A 23,438-nucleotide genomic window follows, 5' to 3' on the forward strand; every position below is an offset into this window, starting at 1 on the left:
GAATAACGTCAGGATTACGCTAATTTTTTAATGAACATCAATACGAATTACGATTGGGAAATCCGGCTGGGTATTCCCGGCATAAAACAGGGGTTTTCTGTAGCTGTTTTATGTTTTTCATCCGTTCTTTTTACTGCACAGGAAAAAAAGGTCGATTCGGTTTCGACAACTATCCAGACCGTTGAGGTGATCGGACGGAAATCCAAAGATTATATTTCGGATTATTCTTTTGCGGCAACCAAGATTGCCATGAAGAACAAAGATCTTCCTTTAACGCTCAACACCGTTACCAAAGAACTGATGAATGACCGGCAGGCCTTTCAGTTGGGAGAAGTAATGAAAAACGTCAGCGGGGTTTCCCCTTCCAGTTACTACAACCAGTACAACATCCGGGGAATCAGCCAGAATGAAGAAGGGCAGATCATCAACGGGATGCGGACCCGGCAGAACTATTTCCTGCAGCCGATGACCTCGAATATCGAGCGGGTGGAAGTATTTAAAGGTCCTGCCAGCATCACCATGTCCAGTGTGGATCCCGGCGGAACCATCAATATGGTTACAAAAAAGCCCCTGCCGAACCCCCGGCGCGAAATCAGCCTGTCCGGAGGAAGTTTCGGTACCTACCGGGCGAGCACTGATCTTAGCGGCCCGCTGAATAAAAGCAAAACCCTGCTGTACCGTTTCAATGGTGCTTACCAGGAAGCAGGTTCTTTCAGGGATCATGTGAAAAACAACGGCATCCTGATTTCACCATCTTTCACTTTTATTCCCAACGAAAAAACGTCTGTGAATATTGAACTGATTTACAGTGACCTCCATGGAAATCTGGACCGCGGACAGCCGATTTTCGGAGCTGTAGCCGGAAAAACAGACCTGAACAGTACGCCGAGAAGCCTGAACCTTGGAGCTCCGGACGATTTCTTCAAGACCAAGGAGCTCATCATTATGGGTTCGCTGGCCCATCACTTTACGAGGCAGATCAGTTTCAATGCTTCGTATATGAAACAGTTCTGGCAGGAAAACCTTGAGGAGCACCGCACTACCAATGCTTTTGTTCCCGACATCGACAACCATCCCGTATCCAGTCTGGCCATGATGCAGTTTGTCCGGCGGAAACAGAAATGGGAAGTGGATAATATAAATGCTTACTTTAATTTCAGCTATAAAACCGGGAGCTTTCTCCACCAGACCCTGATCGGCTATGACAGCCAGCTCTGGGAAAAGCATGACGGCGGCCGGCAGGATGCAGCCCGGGGATTCCTGCTGAAGGACGGAACGGTTTCCGCCTCCTATGATCCTGCGAAAGCGGCACTCTATCAGACCATCGACTATCAGGGAATGGTGCTGCCGAAGCCTAATGTTTCCCCTTTTGACCTTAGTCCGGGAGCGCAGAACCATCAGGGAACCGATTCTTATGTTTTGAATGTCATCAATCCTTTGCCACCGGCGCTTACCACAACCCATGCGGCATATATCCAGCACCTTCTGACCTGGAATAAGTTTAAGGTACTGGCCGGTCTCCGCCAGGAATGGTTCCGCGATATCACCAATTTTAAAAAAGATAACCGGACTTCATTCGATAATTCCAGGATGCTGTACAGAATCGGGATTACCTACAGCCTTACGGATAATATCAATGTATATGGAACCTATCTTACGGGCTATCAGCCGCAATCCAATACCGTATCGCTGATGCCCAATACGGGAAGTTTTACCGGCTCCGTATCTGCAGCGAGGTTCAGGCCTTTAACTTCAGACCTAAAAGAGCTCGGGATCAAAAGCCGCCTGTTCAAAAAATTCTCTCTGAGTCTGGCAGTGTACGAAATCAACCAGAGAAATATTTTAATCAATGCCAACAATCCTGCGGAACCCGATGGGCTGGTACAGCGCGGTGCCGACCGCAGCCGGGGCTTTGAAACCGAATTTACCGGGTATCTCTTACCCAACTGGCATCTTTATGGAGGATACAGCTATATTGATGCAAAAATAGTAAATGACGCCAATTCTGAGCTGATCGGGCAGAGAAAAGAGAATACTTCAAAAAATTCAGTGAACCTCGGGAGCCGTTACAATTTTTCGAGGACTTCTTTTCTGAAAGATTTTGGGCTAGGGGTCGGCATTTTATATCAGAGTTCAAAAGTTCCTTGGTTCACGCGTAGTTTTGAGCTTCCTGCGTATACTACTCTGGACGCCGCATTGTATTACTCACTTTTCAGATCAAAACTTCAACTGGCTTTGAATATCAATAATATAACCAATAAGGCATACTGGATCGGTGCCCAGAATTACCTGCGGCTGTTTCCGGCAGCCCCGAGAAATTTTTTATTCACCGCTGCCTATAAATTTTAATTATGAAAACATCCACATTACAGCTGATCATTAGGAAAACACGGCAGGACCTGATGAAAGAAAAACAAAACCTGCTGATTTGCATTACCGTCCTTTTATTCTGCTTATTAAGTATAGGGGTCGGGTTTACAAAATATACCGAGACCAATGCACAGGTAAGGGAATACAGGAAACAGGTGCGCGAACAGTGGGAGCACCGGCCCGCCAAACATCCGCACCGGATGGCCCATTACGGTTATCTTGTTTTCAGGATGGCTCATCCGCTGAGTATTTTCGATACCGGACTGGACGACTACCTGGGAAATGTGATCTTTCTTGAAGCCCACAAGCAGAATTCCGCCAATCTTTCGGAAGCGGGAAGCTCCGGAATTCTGGTCCGTTTCGGAACGTTCAGCAGTGCTTTCATCCTGCAGTGTATTGTTCCTCTGATCATTTTATTTTCAGGATTCGGCCTGATTGCCCAGGAACGCGAAAATGCCACATTGAAAATCCTGACCACCCAGGGTGCCTCAGGTACTACGATTGTCCGTGGGAAAATCCTGGGTCTCTGGCAATTTTCACTGCTGTTCCTGCTGCCGGTTTTACCGGTCGTCCTGACGGCAGCCATCATGTCAGTAATGTCCGGATGGGCGGATATTACCGTCCGGCTGCTGGTTATTCTGTTGGGATATATGGTATATTATTTATTTATCTGCACCTTAACGGTCCTGGTTTCAGCAGTCAGCAGGAGTTCGTCACTGGCATTGGTCGGCCTGATTGGCAGCTGGCTCCTCCTGGTGGTTTTTCTGCCGAAAGGCATTCAGTTTGCCGCACAGAATCTGTATCCTGTGCCTTCCAGAATTGCTTTTGAAACCGCGCTGGAAAAGGATATCCTGAAAGCAGGGGACAGCCATAATCCGGACGACCCGCACTTCAATAAAATGAAAGATTCCCTTCTGGCGCGCTACAAGGTGAGGTCCACCAACGAGCTCCCGTTCAATTACAGCGGTTTCGTGATGAAGGAAGGGGAAAGAATCAGTTCACAGATTTACATCAGGCATCAGAAAGAGCTGGAAGAAACCTTTGCCAGCCAGCAGCGTTTTTCGGAACTGAGTGCTTTCATCGATCCGGTAATGGCCGTTAAACATGTTTCCATGACGGCTTCCGGAACGGATTATTTCTCATACACCCGCTTTCAGAAACAGGCTGAAGAATACCGCTACCGCCTGGCGCAGAAAATGAATGACCTGCAGATTGAAAAGATCAGCAATATCAAGCCGGAAAAGGGCGGTCCGGCAGCCATTATAGATGCGGGAAACTGGAAAAAGTTTCCTGATTTCAGTTACCGGTATGTCTCTTTCCGGGAAAGCTTTGCCGAACAGTGGATTCCGGCGGCTGCATTGGTATTCTGGCTGGCCATCTGCCTGGTGATGACCGAAACAGCAGGACGAAACTTAAAATTAATTTAAATGAAAAATTACCTATATAAACAGTTTTACCGCAATAAGGCCTATATTTCCGCTTTGATTTTCCTGGTGTTGGCAGGAATTATGGCCATCTATACCGGGAAAAAATTCCTCGACAGGAACCAGGATATTATTGCCAGCAGTGAGCAGTTCCAGAAAGAGAGCATCAGGAAAAATGTAAATTACCATCAGGATGATCTGGGGCTGATTTTATATTACGTCAAATTCAATCTGATTAATGAAACGCCCAAACTTGCTGCCATGAATATCGGAATGCGGGACGTTAATCCGTCCGTTCAGGGGGTAACGATACGGAACCTTGAAGAGCAGCGTTATAATGCAGATTTCTATAATCCGGCCAGTGCGGCGGCAGGGAATTTCGATTTCAGTTTTGTTCTGGTTTTCCTTTTCCCTTTAATTATTGTGGCTTTCTGCTACAACATCATTTCCGAAGAAGAGGAGAGCGGCCGGTGGAAACTGCTTTCGGTGCAGAGCCGTGATCTGGGGAAGCTTCTTGATATGAAACTGCTCATCCGTTTTCTGGCGGTCAGTGCGGTATATTTTTTGTTGATTTTTATTGCCTTTCTCTGGATTTCTGTTCCTTTGGATATGAATTTCCTGGCTTTCATCATAGCCGGATGGCTTTATATCGTATTCTGGTTTGTGCTTTGCCGTTGGATTATTTCATTCAGGAAATCATCTGCCCAGAATGCACTGATTCTTCTGATCGTCTGGGTAGGAATCAATTTCATCATTCCGATGAGCAGCAATATCCTGATCCAGAAATTTTATCCTGTTCAGGAATCCTTAAAGGCGGTGATGCAGCAGCGTGAAGGCTATCACAACAAATGGGATGAGCCGAAACAGCCGACCATGGAGAAGTTTTATAAGGCTTATCCTCAGTTTTCCAGGTTTACGGTAAAGGAAGATGACAGCTTCTCATGGACCTGGTATTATGCGATGCAGCACATGGGCGATATGGAAGCTTCCCTTTCTTCCCGGCAATACAATGAAAAAATGGCAAAACGGAATCAGGCAGCGCAAATATTAGGGTATTTCCTTCCGAATATCCATACGCAGCTCGAGGGCAGCCGGCTGGCGGAAACAGGGATGGATAACCATCTCAATTTCGGTGCCGGCTTAAAGAAGTTTCATGAAGAAAAACGGCTGTTCTTCTATCCGCTGATTTTTTCCGGTCAACATCCGGAAGCTCTCGACTGGAACCGGCAAACGGTAAAGGCATTCCGTGAAAATATTTCTGCGGATCCGGCTGCCTTGTTTTTACCTTATCTCCTGATGATAACCATTCTTCTTATTCTTTCACAAATTAAATTCAGAAAATTATGCTAAAGACCATCAACCTTCATAAAAAATACAATGATTTCACGGCACTTCAATCCCTTAACCTGGAAGTCGGGAAAGGAGAGATATTCGCTTTGCTGGGACAGAACGGAGCGGGGAAAAGTACGACGATCAATATCCTGCTGGGACTCATCAAAGCCACTTCCGGCGATGCTTTCATCAATCATATTTCCGTAAAAGATAATCCGCAGGACATTAAAAAGCATTTGGCTTATATTCCGGAGACCGTACTGCTTTATCCGAACATTACCGGAATTGAAAACCTGGACTTCTTCTCACAAATCGCCGGTTTTTCCTACAACCGGGATGAACTGTCTGCATTTCTGAAACGTACCGGCCTCCAGGAAACAGCCCATCATAAAGCGCTGGGCGGATATTCCAAAGGCATGCGCCAGAAAGTGGGAATAGCTATCGCCCTGGCAAAAGATGCAAAAGTCCTTTTGCTCGACGAACCGACCAGCGGGCTGGATCCCATTGCTACAGCGGAATTCACGGAAATCGTACGGCAGCTGGGACAGGAAGGTCGCACAGTCTTTATGGCGACGCACGATATTTTCAATGCCGTGAGCGTAGCTACCAATATCGGGATCATGAAGCAGGGGGAACTTGTTCAGCATCTTCCTTCCCGGGACTTTTCCGCATCGGAACTCCAGGAATTGTATCTGAAGACGATTTAAAGTTGAAATCAGAAGCTTCCCGATACAGTTTTTTAAATCTGCCAGAAGTAACGTTAAGTAATATAAGATGAACTGGAAATCAGATTGACGGGCTGGAAGAGGAAAGCTGGATGCTGGAAGCTGGAAGTAATATTGACAAATATTACTTTCACAGGTATTAATTATCAAATGAAATCGTTCATTATCATATAAATAGGAAATCAATTTAAAAGCCTGCCACATCAAACTAAATTATCACCTTTCATTTTGATAATCAGCTGAAGATAAATTAAATACAATGGGATTTAATTAATCTGGCAAAATCCTGATCTCGTGTCAGGATTTTTTGATTTTAATGGCTGGAACAATTTAACTTTGACTTAAGGAGAAATCAGGTTAAAAGAGGGATACTGAAGGCTGGAAGTTTTAAATTAAATGTTATCGAACTCAGGATAAATTTAACCTTGAATATAATTTTACATAGCAAATAAATCCTCGTGATCTGCTGAATCTGCTTGAGCTGAAAAATCGATACCATTTAAAATTTAAATAAGTTTAAAGGAATTTCACCTTTTTACTGACGAATTTGTTATCCTTTATGTAAAACCGCAACGGCAGCAGTGCATGTTCTTTGGCGTAATCAATTCCGACCCGCGGGACAGCGGCAATTTCTTCCGGAGCATAGCGGTTTCCGATATCTTCAACCCAGATCTCATCTTCATTAAGGTCTTTTTTATTGAATGAACCATCGATGCCGAGTGCTTTTGAAAGGGATCCCGGACCGGAAGAAACAGCTGCATTAGTAACAGGCATTTTTCTCCGTTCTTCAATGATTTCCTTGCCGGCATACGGTTCAACGGCTCGTATCAGTACGCATTTAGGATCATCGCTGTCCGATACCACAACATTCAGAAGGTAATGGATGCCATAGCAGAGATAGACATAGGTAAAACCTCCGGGTCCGTACATAATTTCCGTTCTTGCAGTCCGGCGCTTTCCGAAGGCATGTGAAGCTTTGTCGTCCCCACCGAAATAAGCTTCCGTTTCCGTAATGAGTCCTGCAGTAAGCTGGCCATTTTTATTAGTATACAGCACCTTTCCCAACAGGTCTTTGGCTAGAAATTCGACATCATGATTCCGGTAGTATGAATGCTTCAGTTTTCGGTTCATTTTTTTATTTAATTAGAAAATTACCTTAATGAAAAAAATATGCCTTGCCGTCATTATTTGAGGGATAATAAGATAATCAGTTTTAATTAAGACTATGAAATTTTGCTGTACCGCAATTGATGAAGTTTGCTGTTTTAAAGGTAGTGAAAAATTTAATGCCGGGATGTGAACTGCATTATATAGCTGGCAGCATTCTATAATAAACGCTCGAAAAATCCTGTGAAAAAATGAATTTTTCTGCTGTGTAAAATATGATAAGGCTGTTAAGTGGGGATAATATATCCTCCTGTAAACGAGTGCTAAACATTCAGGGTAAGTAATTTTTAATCCAATTTATTTTTTTACTAAACAGCATTTGCGTAATTTTATACTCCGTATAATAGAATTCATATAAATAACGATAAAATGGAAAGATATAATTACGGGATGATCGGACTCGGAGTGATGGGAAGAAACCTTCTTTACAACATCGCAGAGAACGGTTTTTCAATCGCAGGATTCGATCTTGATACAGAAAAGGTGCGCGAGCTGCATGAAGGGGCAACTCCGGAAATGCAACTTAAAGGAATCGGATCTCTTGAAGATTTCACAGCCGCACTGGAAACCCCAAGAAAAATTATTTTAATGGTTCCTGCCGGAAAACCGGTAGACGCCGTACTGGAAAATATTACGCCGCTCCTGAGCGAAGGGGATATCGTGATTGATGCAGGAAACTCCTACTTCAGGGATACCGAAAGACGTATTGCTGATCTGGCATCCAAAAATCTTCATTTTATGGGAATGGGTGTTTCAGGAGGTGAAAAAGGTGCGAGAAAAGGGCCGAGCATTATGCCGGGGGGTGATCTTGAAGCCTTTAACCTTATTAAGCCGATGCTGGAATCCATCGCTGCAAAAGTCGACGGAGAAGCCTGCACGGCGTATATGGGGAAAAGCTCTGCCGGAAACTATGTAAAAATGGTTCACAACGGAATCGAGTATGCAATTATGCAGCTGATCAGTGAAGCATATGACCTTCTTAAAAAAGGAGCCGGCCTGAACAACGATCAGCTCTATGAAGTTTTCAGAAATTGGAATAACGGAGAAATGAATTCTTTCCTGATCGAAATTACAAGAGATATTTTCCAACAGAAAGATTCTCTGGCAGATGGTTACCTGGTAGATCATATCCTGGATAAAGCCGGTGCAAAAGGAACCGGAAAATGGACTTCCGAGCAGGCCATGGAAATCGGTGTTTCAATCCCGACCATCGATATTGCCGTTACATCAAGGATTTTATCGGCCTATAAAGACGAAAGGATCAAGGCTTCCCAGTTGTATACGGACAAAGAAATCAGTACACCCGAAAACAAGGAATTGTTTATTAAAGAAGTCGGTGATGCTCTATATCTTGCTACCCTGATCAGCTATGCACAAGGACTTGCCCTGCTGGTAAAGGCTTCCGAAGAATACCGTTTTAATATTCCTCTGAATGATGTCGTAAAGATATGGAGAGGCGGATGTATTATCCGTTCTGTCCTGTTGGAGAAATTCTATTCGGCTTATACAAAAAATGAAAGTTTAAGCAATATCCTGCTGGATGATGAAATTTCACAAATCGTAAAATCAAAGACCAGGGCTTTACGAAATACAGCAGCTTATGCCATTTCCAACGGCATTTCAAGCCTGGGCATCCAGACGGCTTTAGGATATTTTGATGCCTATACCACGGAATCGCTTCCGGTAAACCTGATCCAGGCGCAAAGGGATTATTTCGGGGCACATACCTATCAGAGAATCGACCGGGAAGGTATTTTCCATACTTCATGGGGAAGTGTAAATAATTAAAATTCAGGTAACAGAAATGAACGACAATAAAAATTTGCAGCCAACCACCATTATCATTTTCGGTGCTACGGGAGATCTGGCCAAGAGAAAACTTTTTCCTGCATTTTATAATTTGTATATCGACGGAAGAATGCCGAAAGGCTTCAATATCGTAGCCTTGGGAAGATCGGAAAATACCGACGAAAATTTTAAAAGCTATATCAAGGAAAACCTGGAAAACTTTTCAAGAAAAAAAGTAACTTCGCAGGATTGGGCAGGCTTCCAGGCCCATATTACTTATTTCCAGCATCAGCTCGACCAGGAAAGCTCTTATCAGAGTCTTCAGCAAAAGCTCAACAGCCTGGATGAAATATATGGAATGAGAGGAAACCGGCTTTTCTACCTGTCCATCGGCCCGAATTTTGTGGCCACGATTTCAAACCACATCAAGAACTCATCACTGGCACCGGATCCTCAAAAAGATCGCATCATCATCGAGAAACCTTTTGGACATGATAAGCAGTCGGCGATTGAGCTGAACAGTCTTCTGGCCGAAACCTTTGAGGAAGAGCAGATCTACCGCATCGACCATTATCTGGGGAAAGAGACGGTACAGAATATTCTCGCTTTCAGATTCGGGAATTCTATCTTTGAACCTTTATGGGACTACAAACATATTGAATCGATACAGATTACGGTTGCTGAAGAAGTAGGTGTGGAGACACGGGGAAGTTTTTATGAACAGACGGGAGCTTTAAGGGACATGATCCAGAACCACCTGTTGCAGATCCTCTGTATGGTGGCTATGGAACCGCCGGTTTCGCTGGAAGCCGGAGAGATTAGGGACCGTAAAGTGGATGTGCTGAAATCCATCCGCCGGATCACTCCTGATAAAGTGGACCATTATGCGGTAAGAGGACAATACGGAAAAGGAGCCCTAAATGGGGTGGAAGTGAAAGGATACCGGCAGGAAGAAGGTATTGCACCGAACTCCAATACGGAAACGTTTGCCGCAGTAAAATTCTACCTGGATAACGAAAGATGGCAGGGTGTTCCGTTTTATGTACGTACCGGAAAGAGAATGAAAGAAAAGCATTCCTACATTACCATCCAGTTTAAGCCGCTTCCGCATTCTACGTTTTCGGACAGCCAACAGCATCTGTCTGCCAACAGGCTGATCATCAACATCCAGCCTCTGATGGATATCAGGCTGCAGTTTATGACGAAAAAGCCGGGACTATCTCTTGTGCTGAAACCTGTGGAAATGATCTTCGATAATTTTGCCTGCCAAGAAGATACTCCGGAAGCATATGAAACCTTATTGCTGGACGCGCTGATGGGTGACCTTACGTTATTCATGCGTTCCGACCAGGTAGAAGAGGCGTGGGATGTGGTAAAAACCATACAGGAAGCCTGGGAAAACAACAAAGACGTATTTTTCCCGAATTACGAGGCCGGAACCTGGGGTCCGAAAGACAGCTTTACCCTGGTTGCAAGACAGGGGCACAGCTGGGTGTAAAATAATGATTTAAATAAAAAGAAATGGAGATTACCGTATTTAACGATTTAGATATTTTATATAAAAAAGCAGCCGATACTTTCGTGGAGCTTGCCGGAAAATCAATTGCTGAAAGAAACCGTTTTGCGGTCGCATTAAGCGGAGGCTCTTCCCCGAGAGCAATTTTCAGCCTTCTGGCCACGGAGGAATATTCGCAGAAAGTAGAATGGAATAAAGTTTATTTTTTCTGGGTGGATGAACGCTGGGTGCCTTTGGATGATGAAAAGAGCAATGCCAAAATGACTTTTGAAACCCTTTTGCACAGGGTTCCTGTGAACGGTGACCAGATTTTCCCGATGTATAAAGCCGGAATAGAGCCGGAAGATTATGCAAAGAAATATGAACAGCAGATCCGGAATGTTCTGGGCGAAGAAGGGATTTTCGATTTTATCCTTTTGGGAATGGGGGATGATGGTCACACCGCGTCCTTATTCCCCGGAGAAAAAGTTTTGGAGGAAAAAGAAAGGTGGGTGGATGCTTATTACCTAAAGCCTCAGGAAATGTTCAGGATTACGCTGACGGCGCCGATCATCAGCAAAGCGGAACATATCCTTGTAGTAGCATTCGGGGAATCTAAAAAGCATGCACTGAACGAAGTGGTAAATGGAGAATATAATCCTCAGCTTTACCCTTTGCAGCTGATCCGCCCGAAGGAAGGCTTGATGTTTTTCACCGATGAAAAAGCGAAAGGATCATAATCTGAAGCAAAAAATAAATGATACAGCATCGTCAACTGACGATGCTTTTTTATATGGATTTATTCAAAAGTTGCTATTGAATATTTAAGTACTGAACCCCGAAGGCTTTTACCATGGCGCGGGAAGGTATCAGGAATCTGCGACAGATCAGCCCTGGCTTTTTAATCAGCACTTCTCGATACATTTCTCCGCTGCGCTGCAAAAAATACTTAAAAGGACGATGAGAATTTGCTGCAATGAAGGAAAGGAAGTGAGAATTACTGAAGCTTACCCTTTTTTTAATCAGCAGCTTATCGATAAGATTTTTTTTAATCTACTCAAATTGAAGCAGATAGAGTCAAATTTTGAATCTTGAACCTTGAACCTGAAAAAAATGAGGCACCTATTTTTCGCGATTACAAAAAAGAGATGCCTCAAAAAAATAACTGTACGTAAAATTTTATCCCGGTATGATCCGGAACGTCTATATAAAAATAGTATATATGTGAAAATATATTTCAGATTTATTTCAGGGGAATAATCTTATTAAAAACGTTTCCGTTTTCTTCAACCCTGATGATGTAATTGGATGACGTTTTGGGATCTAGATCGAACGTCATGTTCAGCTCACCGTCTTCAGCATTTTTGTTGGCCGTATAAAACAGGTTATTGGCAAAATCATATACCGAAACATTCACCGGGTTTTTTACATCCGTCAGGTGAAGCTGCACCATATTTCCGGAAATGCTGTATTCGGGTTTGCTTACCGAACTTACCGGGGCCTTTTCAACCTCCATTCCGTTCAGGTTGTTGATGCTTATTCTGTATTTTTCAACCTTCGTATCGGATTCCGCTACCAGGTAATAAGTTCCTGAAGCAAGATCCTGTAGGTTATATGACTTTATCACTAGATTTTCAGCATCAAGTTTTTCAGAAAAAAGTTCACCATCGATATCGTTGTATACGAATAGGGAAACATTTTTTGCATTGGCAATTTCGAAGTTCAACGTTTTTGCCGTTACATTTCCTACCGAAATAGAAAAGTCTTTGTCTTTACTCATCAGACTTGAAGAGATCAATAAGAAACCTGCAAGAAAACCGGATTTTAATAATGTAGTCATAGAGATAAGTTTTTGTTACCAATAATTTTATACTGCAAATCTACAGCAGTTATCGGTTGGATTCTACAATATAATTTTCACATGTATGTTCTATTTTAACATTAGCTTCGTATTAATTGAATATTAATTGTTAATTTTGTATAGTTAAATGGTAATATATGAAACATTCAAATCCGGCATTTGAAGCGGTGAAGCCTAATATCGGAAGCAGTTTTACGAGTCTGAAATTTCTGAAAAACGAAAATATCAAATCCCATGTCTGGCACTATCATCCTGAAATTGAGCTCATTTTTGTTTGTAAAGGCTCGGGGAAGAGACAGATCGGAAGTAACATTTCGTATTTTTCGGACGGTGATCTTGTACTAATCGGCAGCAATCTTCCGCATTGCGGGATGACCAATGAAAATACCAACAACGACTATGAGATGGTGTTGCAATTCAAACCTGATTTTTTAGGCAAACCTGTGTGGGAAACTCCGGAAATGCAGAAAATTACCAGTCTCCTGGAAAAATCCAAGGCGGGGATTGTATTCGGTGAAAAGGTAAAAAAAGAGATCGGGGAAAAAATTGCAGCCATGCATGAAGCGGTATCTTTCAGAAGGCTGATCTGTTTTCTGGAGATTCTTGAAGATCTGGCCACTACACAGGACTACCGGATTCTGAATGCCGGAAAATACTATCTTCAGACCCAGGTAGAGGATAATGAAAGAATTAATATCATCTTTAATTATGTAAAAGATCATTTCAGAGAGCAGATTACCCTGGAAGAAGTGGCAGGCCTTGCCAATATGAAAGTACCTTCTTTCTGCCGTTATTTTAAAAAGATCACCAATAAGACCTTTACCCATTTCGTCAATGAGTACCGCATAACCCATTCTCTGAAACTGTTGGCGGAACAGCCTTTAAGTATTACGGAAGTCTGTTTTGAATCGGGTTTTAACAATTTCAGTTATTTCAATAAGACTTTTAAGGAATATATCAAGAAAAGCCCGTCACAATACAGAAAAGAATTCAACTATTTTATGGAATAAATTATTTATGGCCATTACAGGACACTTAAAGGATCGGATATTCAGCTGCAGGCAGAAATTCATTTAGATTTTTATAAATCATTAAAAATACAACAGTGTGGCTATCTAATTGCATATCAATAGCCGAAAGATAAATATCAATAATTTATATAAATATAATACAGAAGCCGGACAGAATTTTCCGAACCATTAAGTGATGACTTTAGTATGATAAGAGATCGTGATCAAAATTTAGTGTGCCGGAAACTTTAAATTAATATTTTCTGCAATCGAGTTTTGCACTGATTAATTGTTTAAAGTATATTCGCAACACTTATAAATATATTTAATTATTTACAAATATTATTGATATAATCTATTCGCTGATGTTTTTATAATTAAAAAAACATTTTTTTTAATCGAATATGTAAAAATTTTATTGTTGTATTATGTATGTCATAACGGATCAGTTAAGAAATTTAGGTGTCAGTTTGAACCGTATGGATCATCTTATTGAAAGGAATAATTTTACCCGCCAATTCAGTACTCTTGAATATTATTGTATCTATATATTTCTCGAAAACATAGAGGTCGAAGTGGAAAATATACCTTATTCTATAAGAGCAGGCCACATCGCTTTTTTAGGTCCTCAGAAACAGATTATTTTTGGAAAGGCCAGCGCATCGAATATCCTGTGCATTGCATTTTCAGCAAGTTTCTATGAAAGATCTTCCAAAGACAGTCTTTTTCTCCATTCCCAGCTTTTCTTTAATTACCACACCGATTTTTTTATTGCTCCTTTCTCGAATACCGAACATATGCGGGTGATTTTCATGGAACGGATGGATGCTTTCCGGCAGAAAGATGAAAACCTGTATGTATCGGCAGCACATAATGCAATTGAACGACTGATTCTGGATGCTTTTCTGTATATTCCCAACGAAGAAATCAAGAAAGATGTAAAATTCGATTATCTACATTATGTAAACCGGTTTAAGATTCTACTTCAGCGGGATTATAAAAAAGAAAAAAAAGTATCCCATTATGCAAGTGAGCTCAATATTACGTCTAGAAGGCTGACAGAGATGACTGAATATGTTTTGGGAAAAACAGCAAAGAATATTATTATCGAAAAAATTATCACCGAATTCAAAAGAACTCTGGCTTTCACCAATTCTACCATTTCTGAGATCTCTTTTGACCTGGGTTTCAGTGACGAAGGAAACTTCAGTAATTTTGTTAAAAAACATACCGGAAAAAATCCGTCAGAAATGAAATAGATAAGAAAAAATATTGTACATTTACCTAAGTAACCTGTCGGTGAAAAATAAATTGCTATGGGGGGCAGATTTTTTTTATTAGGTATTTTGCTGTTTTCTTTTTTAAGAATTTCAGGTCAGATGGATGGGGTTCATCTCAGGATGAATTTATATCCTGTACAGATACTCTCAGTCGGTAGAGGAGATACGGGCCGTGAATCTGCGGGCTATGCAGAGCAGAAATATGTTACTGTGTCCAGTACCACCGGCTTTGAAATCAGTATACACCGCAGAGCGAGTGAATTTGGAAACCGTAGCATAATTAACAGTAACAAAGGAACTGTTTACAGAGATTTCGTTATTGATTATAATACAAATAACAGAACCAGGGAAATGTATGCAGACGCATCCCTAAAACCAGCCGATTTGATCTTAACTCTAATTTCTCAATAAAATTTTTAATGAAAAATAAGGTGTTTAATTATGTCCTGAACATGAAAAAAACACTTTTTTCTTTGTTAAATAGAGGTTAAGAATTAATTTATTGTTAATATATAATTAATTTTTTTGTGATATTTGTAATTTTTATTAATTATGTAATTCTACTTTTTGCATTTTTTCAGATTATGCAATAATTTTTTCATTATTTTTACCAAAACCATATTTGCAAATTTTGCGCATTTTTTTACAAATGGGCTTCGTGATGATGTATGTAACTTTGCAATTAGAGATTTAATTAATCAACTAATAAGAAATAAAACATCATTCCCCCTCATGAAAAAATTCATTTTTACTGCTTTATCGCTGGTTGGATTTAGTGTATTAAGCGCACAGACTGTTACTTTAAACGTAAGATTAAAGCCGATTCAGACTCTTATCGTAAATACGGCACAAAAAACTGTTAATTTAGACTATACCACAAGAGATGATTATGCAAATGGAGTTACTTCGGCAAATGCAGATCATTTGACCATTTATAGTACCGGAGGATTCGAGGTAAAAGTAAAAAGCGGAAATGCTGCTTTGCAGAACGGCGCCAAAACCATCCAGGCAAGTAGCATCCAGGTAAAAGCAAGTGCCGGAACGGATCCTGTAAACGGAGCACAGTATGCAGCAATGGCACCGCTTTCAAATACTGAAACCACTTTGGTAACTTCGTCAGTAGGGGGGGTGGATAAAAAAATCAGCGTAGACTATAAAGGATCAGGAGCAAATGCTTACCTTGATAACTACGTGGCAGGTCAGAATCCATCGGTATATACTGCAGAACTTACTTATACTATTATTTCTCACTAATTGGAAAATACTTACTGAAATACTAAATATAAAAGTGTTACAACATCCATTGTAACACTTTTTATGTATTTTAGTATTAAATCTAAGTAATGAAAAAACTCTGTATTAGCTTTCTATATTTATTCGCCTGTTTTTTTTATCATCTGAATGCCCAGACCGGGGTTTCTGTGTCTCCGCCGAGGGTCTACTTTGAGTCGGGCCTTGGGAACAGCAGCAGCCAGAAAGTAACGGTAACCAATGTGAGTACCAAGAATTCTCTGGATCTTGCCGTAAGTCTTGGAGATTGGCAGTACAACGAAAAAGGTGAAAATATAATGGCCGCAGCCAATACCTTTCCCGGCTCCTGTGCGGCCTGGATTTCCGTAAAAAAGGAAGACAATTACTTTACCCTTGCCCCGGGGCAGAAAAAGGATATTGATGTAACGCTTACCGTTCCGGGAACGCTGCCGGATAAGTTATTTACCCATACCGCAGTACTGTATGTGAGCCAGATGAACCCTGTAGATGATGTAGACAGCCAGGGCGCCAATATTAAAGTAAGCATCCGATCGGGTATTAAGATATTTCACAGGCTTCCGGCAGCCAAAAATAAAAAGCTGGAAATACAGAATTTATCGTACGGGAAATCTAAAGGAATGCTGGACCTTACCTTTGATAATGTGGGAGATGTGTGGGCAGACGGTAAAATATCTGCAGAGCTTGTAAATACCAAAAACGGTAAGAAAACAACATTGGAAACCATTGTTTTTTATACGATGCCGGGCAATAAAAGAGAACTTGGCATCCCGCTTCCTTCCGGTCTGGAAAAAGGGAAATATACGGCTTCGGTAATCATAGATTACGGTGACCGGGATAATCTGGAATTAGGCGAATTAAATTTTACGTATGAGTAATAAGAAAAAGTTTCTGTTGATAATATTGCTGTTGTGCTGGATCTATGGTCCGGCCCAGGTAGCATATAATTCCTGGATCAACGGTTATATGTCAGTAAGTTCTTATGGTGGCAATACCATACCGGATGCTTACACAGCCAATTTTTCGGCAAATGGCTACCTGAATGTTCCGTATTGGAGATTATCTGTAAAACTGAAACAGCCTGTAACTTCTGCAGACGGAAATTATACGCTGCCTGCCAACAAGATTTCCTTCAGTCCGGTATCTTCTTCCGGAAATGCTTATCCGTATGCCGTTCCTACGATTTCACAGATCGGTATGCCGCTTAATGTAATCATGCAGCAAGGGCAGGAGGTATTTCTGGTTCCTCAGTCTAATGCGGCGCTCTATAATTTTCCTTTTTTATTTTTCGGATACTACTATAATCTTCAGCTTAAATACAGCCTTATGCTGGCCGGCGGTGCCTACCTCGGCAATTATCCTGCGTGGACTACCTTTTCGGCACCTATGCAGTTTACTGCTTATGACCGTTATAATAACGTTATAGGGAGAATGGATCATGTATTCCAGTTCCAGATCGGTACGCTTTCGGGAAATCCTCCGGACACTCCGGAAATGTCTCTGAAGTTTTCCGCAAATGCCGTGAACGGATTACTGGAATTTAACAGCACGAACGATTATAATAATGGGGTGAGTACTTCTTATCAAAGCGCCCTTACAGTACGCAGCAATATCAATTACCAGATTAAAATACGGTCGTTGCAGAATAATTTTACTTCTGCTGCCGGACACACACTTCCCCTGGATGCCGTAAAATTTTCGCTGGCTCCGGTTAACGGAAACAATGCAGCGGTATATCCCATTTCATTGGCTTCCTGGTCGCAGCTTGTGGCAAAAGGAGCTTACACCCAGGGTTCCGATGTATATTACAATATGAATTATTCAACCGATGCCAATGATCAGCGGTTTATTAATGCAAAAGCAGCAGACTATTCTACCACATTGCAGTTTGAGATAACCCCACAGTAATATTCGTAATGCCTAACGTCCTTTTCAGAAAAATAACGTTCGTTTTTTTGATACTGCTTACCTTTATAACGGTTTCAGCACAGCGCATTCCTGCTGTGGATATGGAGATCAGGAGTGAATCGGGTACCGAAGGACATAATATTATCGATCTTACGGTTGTCCTGAAAAATAAAGAACAGTTTCCTTTTAAAGGTAAAATTAATATCCATGCTCCGGAGGGCATCCGGGTTGCTGCCGCCAATGGAATTCCAGCCGAGCTCACTGCAGGAGAAACGGTGTTTCTGCCGGTAAAAATTATTGTCAGTAATAATGCGGTTGCCGGAGAGAAAACAATTGCCCTGAGTCTCAGCGATCTTCAGGACAATACAGTGTCGGAGAAATCCACCACTTTTAAAGTTGCTGAAAATACATCACTGAGAATACTTGCGGAAAATCCTGTGCTGTATATCAATAACATGAAAGATTCGTTAGAAGTCAGGGCCAGGGTTTCCAATCTCGGTAATACCCGGCAGAATATTACAGTGGTATTTAAGATTCCGGAAATTACCCAAGAGAATATTTTCGTTGAGAAAACAGGCAGCGTTGCAATGCAGAAAGATTCGGTATTTATCTTCAGGTTCATGCCTTCAAGCCCATTGGCAAGGACTTCCCAGTTCAGTGTTAGTATTGCCGGATTCAGGAATCCTGAAAAAGAAATTTTCGGAAACGCATCGGTATCCGTGCAGAATGTCGCTTCTTCACAACGTTACCATGATCCTCAGGATATAGTGTTGTCAGATTATAAAAAAAACAGCATTACGGCATCCTACCGAAGAGTAGGAGAAAATCTAAACATGTACCAGCTTAGAGGAGCCGGAAGTGTTAATCTGCTTTCGGGATATCTTTTTATGAGAGGGAATATCTATACTCTGAACGGTCAGGGGGAGCCTGTGATTACCAATACATATGTTACGTATCGCAATACCAATAATGAGTATACCGTAGGCAACATCAGTAAAGTCATGGAGATGTCGATGTTCGGGAGAGGTGCAGAATATGCCTGGAATTCTTCCGCAAAGGATAAGAAGCTGGAAGTCGGCTTTGTGGATCAGACCTTTAGTTTGGTGGAACGGCATTCCTTTCTGGAGTTCGGCTATGGTTTTTATGCAAGGGGCACCATGATAAAGGATGCAGCACGGAGTTTTTCAGCAACCTATGTTTTCAGGAACGATCCTTTTGAAAAGGCCCGGCATAACCTGGTGGGAACCGATATGCAGTATTCTTTTAATAAAGACTGGAATATGGCGGCTAAAGTCTATTCAGGACTCAGTGTCTATGATCAGATCAATGTTACAAAACCTTCGCTGGCTGTTGAATCCCAGTATTCCGGGAATATCCGTAAGATCAACCTGAACGGAAATTACTTCTATAGTACGGATTATTATCCGGGAAACAGACGGGGAATGCTGCAGGTACAGCAGAACATTTCTGCCAATATCAATAAAGATTACAGTATTTACGGAAATATTCTCCTTTCTGATTTTTCACCGAAATTCTACTTTTTCGATAATAATTTAATATCGGATACATTCAGGGTAGATACCGGAATCGGTTTGCCGAGGATAGGGAATGTTGGAGTTACATTAGGCTTACAGTACCAGGGTGAAAAATCCAATGCTTATAACAACTTTTTTAATACCGCACTCAGTCAGGAAAAAAAGACGTTGACCGCCCAAAGGGTTACTGACTACATGACGTGGTCGAGCCAGAATGCTAAACATTCAACGGTGATAGGACTTGAGGCCGGCCGGGTTGAATATCCTGACCGCGACAACGCCGGATTCCAGTTGAAAGCTTTGGGTAATTATACCTATAAATGGTTTAATCTGAACGTGATGTATCAGTACGGGAGCTATTTCCTTTCTGAATATGCCTTTTCCAGAGCATTCAATGAAAACAGCACATATAAAAAAGTATCCCTTTCAGCTTTCGTGAATGAAAATTTCTTCGACCAGAAGTTAACAGTTTCCTCCGGTGCTACTTATACCGATGATGTTTTTTACGGGAAATCACCTTCTGGTTTTATGAATCTTAAATATTCCGGAAAAATGTATGGAATTTATCTTAATACATCATGGTTTTATTATTCTTCACGAAGCAATAATAACAGTCTTCTCACGGTAGAAGCCGGCATTACGCTGAACCTCAAAACCAGCACTCCTGATCCTGGTAAAAAAGGAAATATTACCGCCTTTGTTTATTATGATAACAATACCAATGGTATTTATGACGAAGGAGATAAACCTGCGGAAAGCTATCTTGTAATGCTGAATACGGTATCCTTTAGAACGGATAGCAAAGGAAACCTGAATTACAAAGCGCTTCCTTTCGGAAAATATGCGCTTAAACAGATTATACAGAAAGGCTGGTATTATGATGAGACTGAGATAGAGCTCAATAGGCACAATTATGTATTGCAGATTCCATTACACCAGAACGGAACGGTAAAAGGAAACATCAGTTATGATTTCAATGAAAAGACGGCCATGGACTTTGATCCTAAATCTGGTGGGATTGTATTTAATATTTACCGGAACAATCAGCTTTTGCAACGGCTGGTAACGGATGATAATGGTGAATTCGTCTTTTTTCTTGAATCCGGCAAATACAGGATCGAACTGAATGAGAATTCGCTTCCGGCAAATACTTACGTAGAACGCACTGATGCCGAAGCAGAAGTGGAAGCAGGTAAAATACTTACACTGGAGCCGTTTATCATTAAAGTAAAAGAAAAAAAGATACGGGTGAAAAAGTTCGGGACTGAATAACTCCACAAATTTCATGATTTTACAGTTAACGATTTAAAGCAGTGATCCTGAATCTATAATTCTTTAGTATGAACAGAATAATTTAGCCTGAAAAATACAGATCGTTTTGCATACCGATATTTAAGGACACATTTAAATTCGGCTTACAAGACCATCGTACAGATATAAAATAAATCTTCTGATATACAAAAAAGAGGAGGACCTTATTTAGGTCCTCCTGTAAATGATCTTTATAAAAAAGATTATGATTTTAAATTTTCTAAATTTTCAAATTTAGCATAAGAAGATTTAAGATGATGCAAGTGATCAGAAATTGTTCTTGAGCACTCAGGATTTAAATCTCCGCTGTCCAACGCATCCTGATAAGCGTCTATCGCCGCTTTTTCTCCGAATACTACATTCTCCAGTGTAGATTCGCTTTTATCGCCGGAAAATGTGTTCTTTACATCAATCCATGCTCTGTGCAACGCTCCTGCAGTACTTGTCGTATTATCCGCATCTCCTCCGTGCTCATTAATCATTCTGATCAGATCTGATTTCATTTGTTGGGACTGTGATACCATTTGATCATAATCGGCTTTTAAACCTGAATGGTTTTCCCATACTTTTTCTTCTACTTTTGAAAATCCTTCAATTCTGTCGTTCGTGATGTTCAGTAAATCGTTTAATGTTGATACTGTTTTTTCGTTGTTCATATTAAAATTTTTAATTGGTGTCTTAGATATTTTGCAATAAGCATGCCTCTTTTAGCCGGTATTTCAAATTTTTTTAAAAATTTTTTTTGGCATAAAAAATGCTCCTAAGTTTATTTATAAACTATATATAGTATGTTTAGTTTATTTATATATTAAATTCAATCATGAATTACAGAGTTACTAGAGAAGTTATTGACCTTCTTGAAGCGTTTAATAAAGAAAATACCAATCATTATTATCCTGATACGGTTCAGGGATTCAAAACATGGATCTGTGATAAGGAATCCGCTGAATATGCTAAAAACCATGAGCCTTATTGGGAAGGAAAAGAAACTGGAAGAAGTGCAGAAAGTGCCATAAGCACTTTGCTTGTCCATCTTAACAGATATGCCAGAACTTATTCCAAATCAGCGATTGCAGATTCGGATTTCACTACCCAGGAAGATTTTATCTATCTTATTAACCTCAGGGCATTCGGAAGAATGACGAAAATGGAACTCATCAAGAAAAATATTCATGACAAGCCAGTGGGAATGCTGATTATCGCCAGGCTCCTGAAGCAGGGATGGATAGAACAGACGGAATCTGAAGAAGATCGGAGAAATAAACTGATCAGCATTACAGAAGAAGGTATTGCCGCATTGGAGCAGCATATGCATAAGATCAGAATTGCTACTGAAATTGTTGCAGGAAATCTTAACCATCATGAAAAAATGGAACTGATAAGAATTCTGAATAAATTGGACCGTTTTCATTATCCGATTTTTTCCAGAAATATTGACAGTAAAGATCTTATTAAGACGGTATACCAAGAATATTCATTTAAAAACTAACCATGAAAAAGAAAATTGCGGTAATAGGATCAGGGTTTTCAGGATTGTCGGCAGCAGCTTATGCCTCGAAAGCAGGACACGAGGTACACCTTTTCGAAAAAAACAGTGACATCGGCGGCAGGGCACGGCATTTTAAAACCGACAACGGCTATACTTTTGATATGGGGCCCAGCTGGTACTGGATGCCCGATATTATCGAGTCTTTTTTCAGTGATTTTGGTAAAAAATCTTCCGACTTCTATCATCTTGTTTCACTGGATCCGCAGTTTGAAATGGTTTTTTCCGACGGTAATATGAATATTCCGCATAATTACGAAGAGATGAAAGAACTTTTCGAAAAAACGGAGACGGGCGCCGGAAAGAAACTTGATGAATTCATGGAAGATGCCCGTTACAAATACGAAGTGGGCATGCAGGATTTCGTGAATAAACCCTGCCATTCGTGGTTTGAATTCATTTCGCCGAAAATAGCAAAAAGTGCGCTGAAGCTTGATCTTCTGACCAATTTTCAGCGTTTTGTAAGAAAATATTTTAAGGACCCTAAGTTGATTGTATTGATGGAGTTTCCTGTAATTTTTTTAGGAGCCGCACCAAGGGACATTCCTGCGTTATACAGTTTAATGAATTACGGAGGATACAAGTTAGGGACCTGGTATCCGATGGGCGGCTTTTCTAAAATTATTGACGCAATGAAAAACATTGCCGAATCCCAGGGAACCCATCTTTATGTAAATTCTAATGTAGAAAGAATTAATGTACATAACAAAAAGGTATCTTCTTTAACGGTTGATAATAAGGACATTGATTTCGATGCCATTATTGCTTCATCAGATTACCATCATACCGAATCACAACTTTTACCGCAGGAATTAAGGAACTATGATGAAAATTACTGGGAAAAAAGGGTATTCGCTCCTTCCTGTCTTATTTTTTATTTAGGATTCAGAGAGAAAATCCCGAATCTGAAACACCATACTTTGTTTTTTGAAAATGATCTGGGGCTTCATACCGAAGAAATTTATAATGATAAGAAATGGCCTACCAAGCCATTGTTCTATGCGTGCTGTCCTTCTAAAACCGACGCATCCGTTGCACCTGACAACTGTGAAAATGTCTTTCTGCTGATGCCGGTTGCACCCGGAATCGAAGACTCTGAAGAAATCCGTGAGCGGTACTTTATGGAAATGATGCTCAGGCTGGAAAAACACACCGGAGCGTCTGATCTTCTGCTGAAAATTGATTACAAGAAGAGCTATTGCATAAAAGATTTCAAGGAAGATTACAATGCCTATCAGGGAAATGCCTATGGTCTTGCCAATACTTTAGCCCAGACTGCGGTACTGAAGCCGTCTCTGAAAAATAAAAAAGTAAAAAATTTGTTTTATACGGGCCAGCTCACGGTTCCGGGGCCCGGCGTTCCGCCTTCCATTATTTCAGGAAAAATTGCAGCTACAGAAGCTACCAAAAATTGATC

19 protein-coding genes are annotated in these 23,438 nt (G+C 41.0%); 16 read left to right on the forward strand and 3 right to left on the reverse strand.

From position 1 onward, the window contains the following. The first annotated feature begins 30 nt into the window (after positions 1–30). Genes FY557_RS04870 through FY557_RS04885 form a run of 4 tightly spaced genes read left to right on the forward strand, consistent with a single transcriptional unit; the run spans position 31 to position 5,833 of the window. Positions 31–2,349: a TonB-dependent siderophore receptor gene (locus tag FY557_RS04870; RefSeq protein ID WP_149246167.1), complete on the forward strand. Its 2,319-nt coding sequence runs from the start codon at positions 31–33 to the stop codon at positions 2,347–2,349. Positions 2,350–2,351: 2 nt separating this feature from the next. Beyond that, entirely contained in the window at positions 2,352–3,797 is a 1,446-nt protein-coding gene (locus tag FY557_RS04875) for an ABC transporter permease (RefSeq protein WP_149246168.1), read from the forward strand. Next, the gene (locus tag FY557_RS04880) at positions 3,798–5,144 is read left to right on the forward strand and encodes a DUF3526 domain-containing protein (protein WP_149246169.1); all 1,347 of its coding nucleotides are present in this window, start codon (positions 3,798–3,800) and stop codon (positions 5,142–5,144) included. After that, entirely contained in the window at positions 5,138–5,833 is a 696-nt protein-coding gene (locus tag FY557_RS04885; protein ID WP_149246170.1) for an ABC transporter ATP-binding protein, read from the forward strand. The genes FY557_RS04880 and FY557_RS04885 overlap by 7 nt, the downstream gene beginning before the upstream one ends. A gap of 534 nt (positions 5,834–6,367) precedes the next feature. Here FY557_RS04885 and FY557_RS04890 read toward each other — a convergent pair. Beyond that, entirely contained in the window at positions 6,368–6,982 is a 615-nt protein-coding gene (locus tag FY557_RS04890) for a DNA-3-methyladenine glycosylase (protein WP_149246171.1), read from the reverse strand. A 405-nt stretch (positions 6,983–7,387) separates the two neighbouring features. On the opposite strand from FY557_RS04890, the gene gndA reads away from it, so the two are divergent. From gndA to pgl, 3 genes are read left to right on the forward strand one after another with little or no spacing between them, the layout of a single operon-like run. Next, positions 7,388–8,806, forward strand: coding sequence for an NADP-dependent phosphogluconate dehydrogenase (gene gndA / locus FY557_RS04895; RefSeq protein ID WP_149246172.1), 1,419 nt, complete (start codon positions 7,388–7,390; stop codon positions 8,804–8,806). A gap of 16 nt (positions 8,807–8,822) precedes the next feature. After that, positions 8,823–10,304, forward strand: coding sequence for a glucose-6-phosphate dehydrogenase (gene zwf, locus FY557_RS04900; protein WP_149246173.1), 1,482 nt, complete (start codon positions 8,823–8,825; stop codon positions 10,302–10,304). Positions 10,305–10,327: 23 nt separating this feature from the next. Next, the gene (gene pgl, locus FY557_RS04905) at positions 10,328–11,041 is read left to right on the forward strand and encodes a 6-phosphogluconolactonase (protein ID WP_149246174.1); all 714 of its coding nucleotides are present in this window, start codon (positions 10,328–10,330) and stop codon (positions 11,039–11,041) included. A 503-nt stretch (positions 11,042–11,544) separates the two neighbouring features. Here pgl and FY557_RS04910 read toward each other — a convergent pair. Beyond that, a complete protein-coding gene (locus FY557_RS04910; protein ID WP_149246175.1) occupies positions 11,545–12,141 on the reverse strand; it encodes a hypothetical protein in 597 nt (198 codons plus the stop codon). A gap of 158 nt (positions 12,142–12,299) precedes the next feature. Here FY557_RS04910 and FY557_RS04915 point away from each other — a divergent pair, with 158 nt between their 5' ends. The 7 genes from FY557_RS04915 to FY557_RS04945 all read left to right on the forward strand — a co-directional run bounded on the left by FY557_RS04915 (position 12,300) and on the right by FY557_RS04945 (position 20,436). Then, positions 12,300–13,172 (forward strand): AraC family transcriptional regulator, encoded by an 873-nt coding sequence (locus FY557_RS04915; RefSeq protein ID WP_149246176.1) that lies wholly within the window; start codon positions 12,300–12,302, stop codon positions 13,170–13,172. Between the two features lie 575 nt (positions 13,173–13,747). Further along, the gene (locus FY557_RS04920) at positions 13,748–14,431 is read left to right on the forward strand and encodes a helix-turn-helix domain-containing protein (protein ID WP_185151652.1); all 684 of its coding nucleotides are present in this window, start codon (positions 13,748–13,750) and stop codon (positions 14,429–14,431) included. A gap of 57 nt (positions 14,432–14,488) precedes the next feature. After that, entirely contained in the window at positions 14,489–14,863 is a 375-nt protein-coding gene (locus tag FY557_RS04925) for a hypothetical protein (RefSeq protein ID WP_149246178.1), read from the forward strand. Positions 14,864–15,184: 321 nt separating this feature from the next. Further along, positions 15,185–15,706 (forward strand): hypothetical protein, encoded by a 522-nt coding sequence (locus FY557_RS04930; protein ID WP_149246179.1) that lies wholly within the window; start codon positions 15,185–15,187, stop codon positions 15,704–15,706. A gap of 89 nt (positions 15,707–15,795) precedes the next feature. Next, on the forward strand, positions 15,796–16,599 hold the full coding sequence (locus FY557_RS04935; protein ID WP_149246180.1) for a molecular chaperone: 804 nt from the start codon (positions 15,796–15,798) through the stop codon (positions 16,597–16,599). Beyond that, positions 16,592–17,629, forward strand: coding sequence for a hypothetical protein (locus FY557_RS04940; protein WP_149246181.1), 1,038 nt, complete (start codon positions 16,592–16,594; stop codon positions 17,627–17,629). The genes FY557_RS04935 and FY557_RS04940 overlap by 8 nt, the downstream gene beginning before the upstream one ends. A gap of 47 nt (positions 17,630–17,676) precedes the next feature. Continuing rightward, on the forward strand, positions 17,677–20,436 hold the full coding sequence (locus FY557_RS04945) for a hypothetical protein (RefSeq protein WP_149246182.1): 2,760 nt from the start codon (positions 17,677–17,679) through the stop codon (positions 20,434–20,436). A gap of 242 nt (positions 20,437–20,678) precedes the next feature. On the opposite strand, the gene FY557_RS04950 is transcribed toward FY557_RS04945, so the two are convergent. Then, entirely contained in the window at positions 20,679–21,131 is a 453-nt protein-coding gene (locus tag FY557_RS04950; protein WP_149246183.1) for a PA2169 family four-helix-bundle protein, read from the reverse strand. Positions 21,132–21,295: 164 nt separating this feature from the next. On the opposite strand from FY557_RS04950, the gene FY557_RS04955 reads away from it, so the two are divergent. Next, positions 21,296–21,964, forward strand: coding sequence for a MarR family winged helix-turn-helix transcriptional regulator (locus tag FY557_RS04955; RefSeq protein ID WP_149246184.1), 669 nt, complete (start codon positions 21,296–21,298; stop codon positions 21,962–21,964). 2 nt (positions 21,965–21,966) lie between these two features. Continuing rightward, positions 21,967–23,436, forward strand: coding sequence for a phytoene desaturase family protein (locus FY557_RS04960; RefSeq protein WP_149246185.1), 1,470 nt, complete (start codon positions 21,967–21,969; stop codon positions 23,434–23,436). Positions 23,437–23,438 lie beyond the last annotated feature (2 nt).

Source organism: Chryseobacterium sp. SN22, assembly GCF_008329705.1.
Lineage (GTDB): Bacteria > Bacteroidota > Bacteroidia > Flavobacteriales > Weeksellaceae > Chryseobacterium.

Coding starts and splice junctions, on each gene's coding strand:
- FY557_RS04960 (WP_149246185.1), top strand. CDS start 21,967: ATGAAAAAGAAAATTGCGGTAATAGGATCAGGGTTTTCAGGATTGTCG.
- FY557_RS04910 (WP_149246175.1), bottom strand. CDS start 12,141: ATGACTACATTATTAAAATCCGGTTTTCTTGCAGGTTTCTTATTGATC.
- FY557_RS04950 (WP_149246183.1), bottom strand. CDS start 21,131: ATGAACAACGAAAAAACAGTATCAACATTAAACGATTTACTGAACATC.
- FY557_RS04940 (WP_149246181.1), top strand. CDS start 16,592: ATGAGTAATAAGAAAAAGTTTCTGTTGATAATATTGCTGTTGTGCTGG.
- FY557_RS04870 (WP_149246167.1), top strand. CDS start 31: ATGAACATCAATACGAATTACGATTGGGAAATCCGGCTGGGTATTCCC.
- gndA (WP_149246172.1), top strand. CDS start 7,388: ATGGAAAGATATAATTACGGGATGATCGGACTCGGAGTGATGGGAAGA.
- FY557_RS04880 (WP_149246169.1), top strand. CDS start 3,798: ATGAAAAATTACCTATATAAACAGTTTTACCGCAATAAGGCCTATATT.
- FY557_RS04925 (WP_149246178.1), top strand. CDS start 14,489: ATGGGGGGCAGATTTTTTTTATTAGGTATTTTGCTGTTTTCTTTTTTA.
- pgl (WP_149246174.1), top strand. CDS start 10,328: ATGGAGATTACCGTATTTAACGATTTAGATATTTTATATAAAAAAGCA.
- FY557_RS04890 (WP_149246171.1), bottom strand. CDS start 6,982: ATGAACCGAAAACTGAAGCATTCATACTACCGGAATCATGATGTCGAA.
- FY557_RS04875 (WP_149246168.1), top strand. CDS start 2,352: ATGAAAACATCCACATTACAGCTGATCATTAGGAAAACACGGCAGGAC.
- zwf (WP_149246173.1), top strand. CDS start 8,823: ATGAACGACAATAAAAATTTGCAGCCAACCACCATTATCATTTTCGGT.
- FY557_RS04935 (WP_149246180.1), top strand. CDS start 15,796: ATGAAAAAACTCTGTATTAGCTTTCTATATTTATTCGCCTGTTTTTTT.
- FY557_RS04930 (WP_149246179.1), top strand. CDS start 15,185: ATGAAAAAATTCATTTTTACTGCTTTATCGCTGGTTGGATTTAGTGTA.
- FY557_RS04885 (WP_149246170.1), top strand. CDS start 5,138: ATGCTAAAGACCATCAACCTTCATAAAAAATACAATGATTTCACGGCA.
- FY557_RS04915 (WP_149246176.1), top strand. CDS start 12,300: ATGAAACATTCAAATCCGGCATTTGAAGCGGTGAAGCCTAATATCGGA.
- FY557_RS04955 (WP_149246184.1), top strand. CDS start 21,296: ATGAATTACAGAGTTACTAGAGAAGTTATTGACCTTCTTGAAGCGTTT.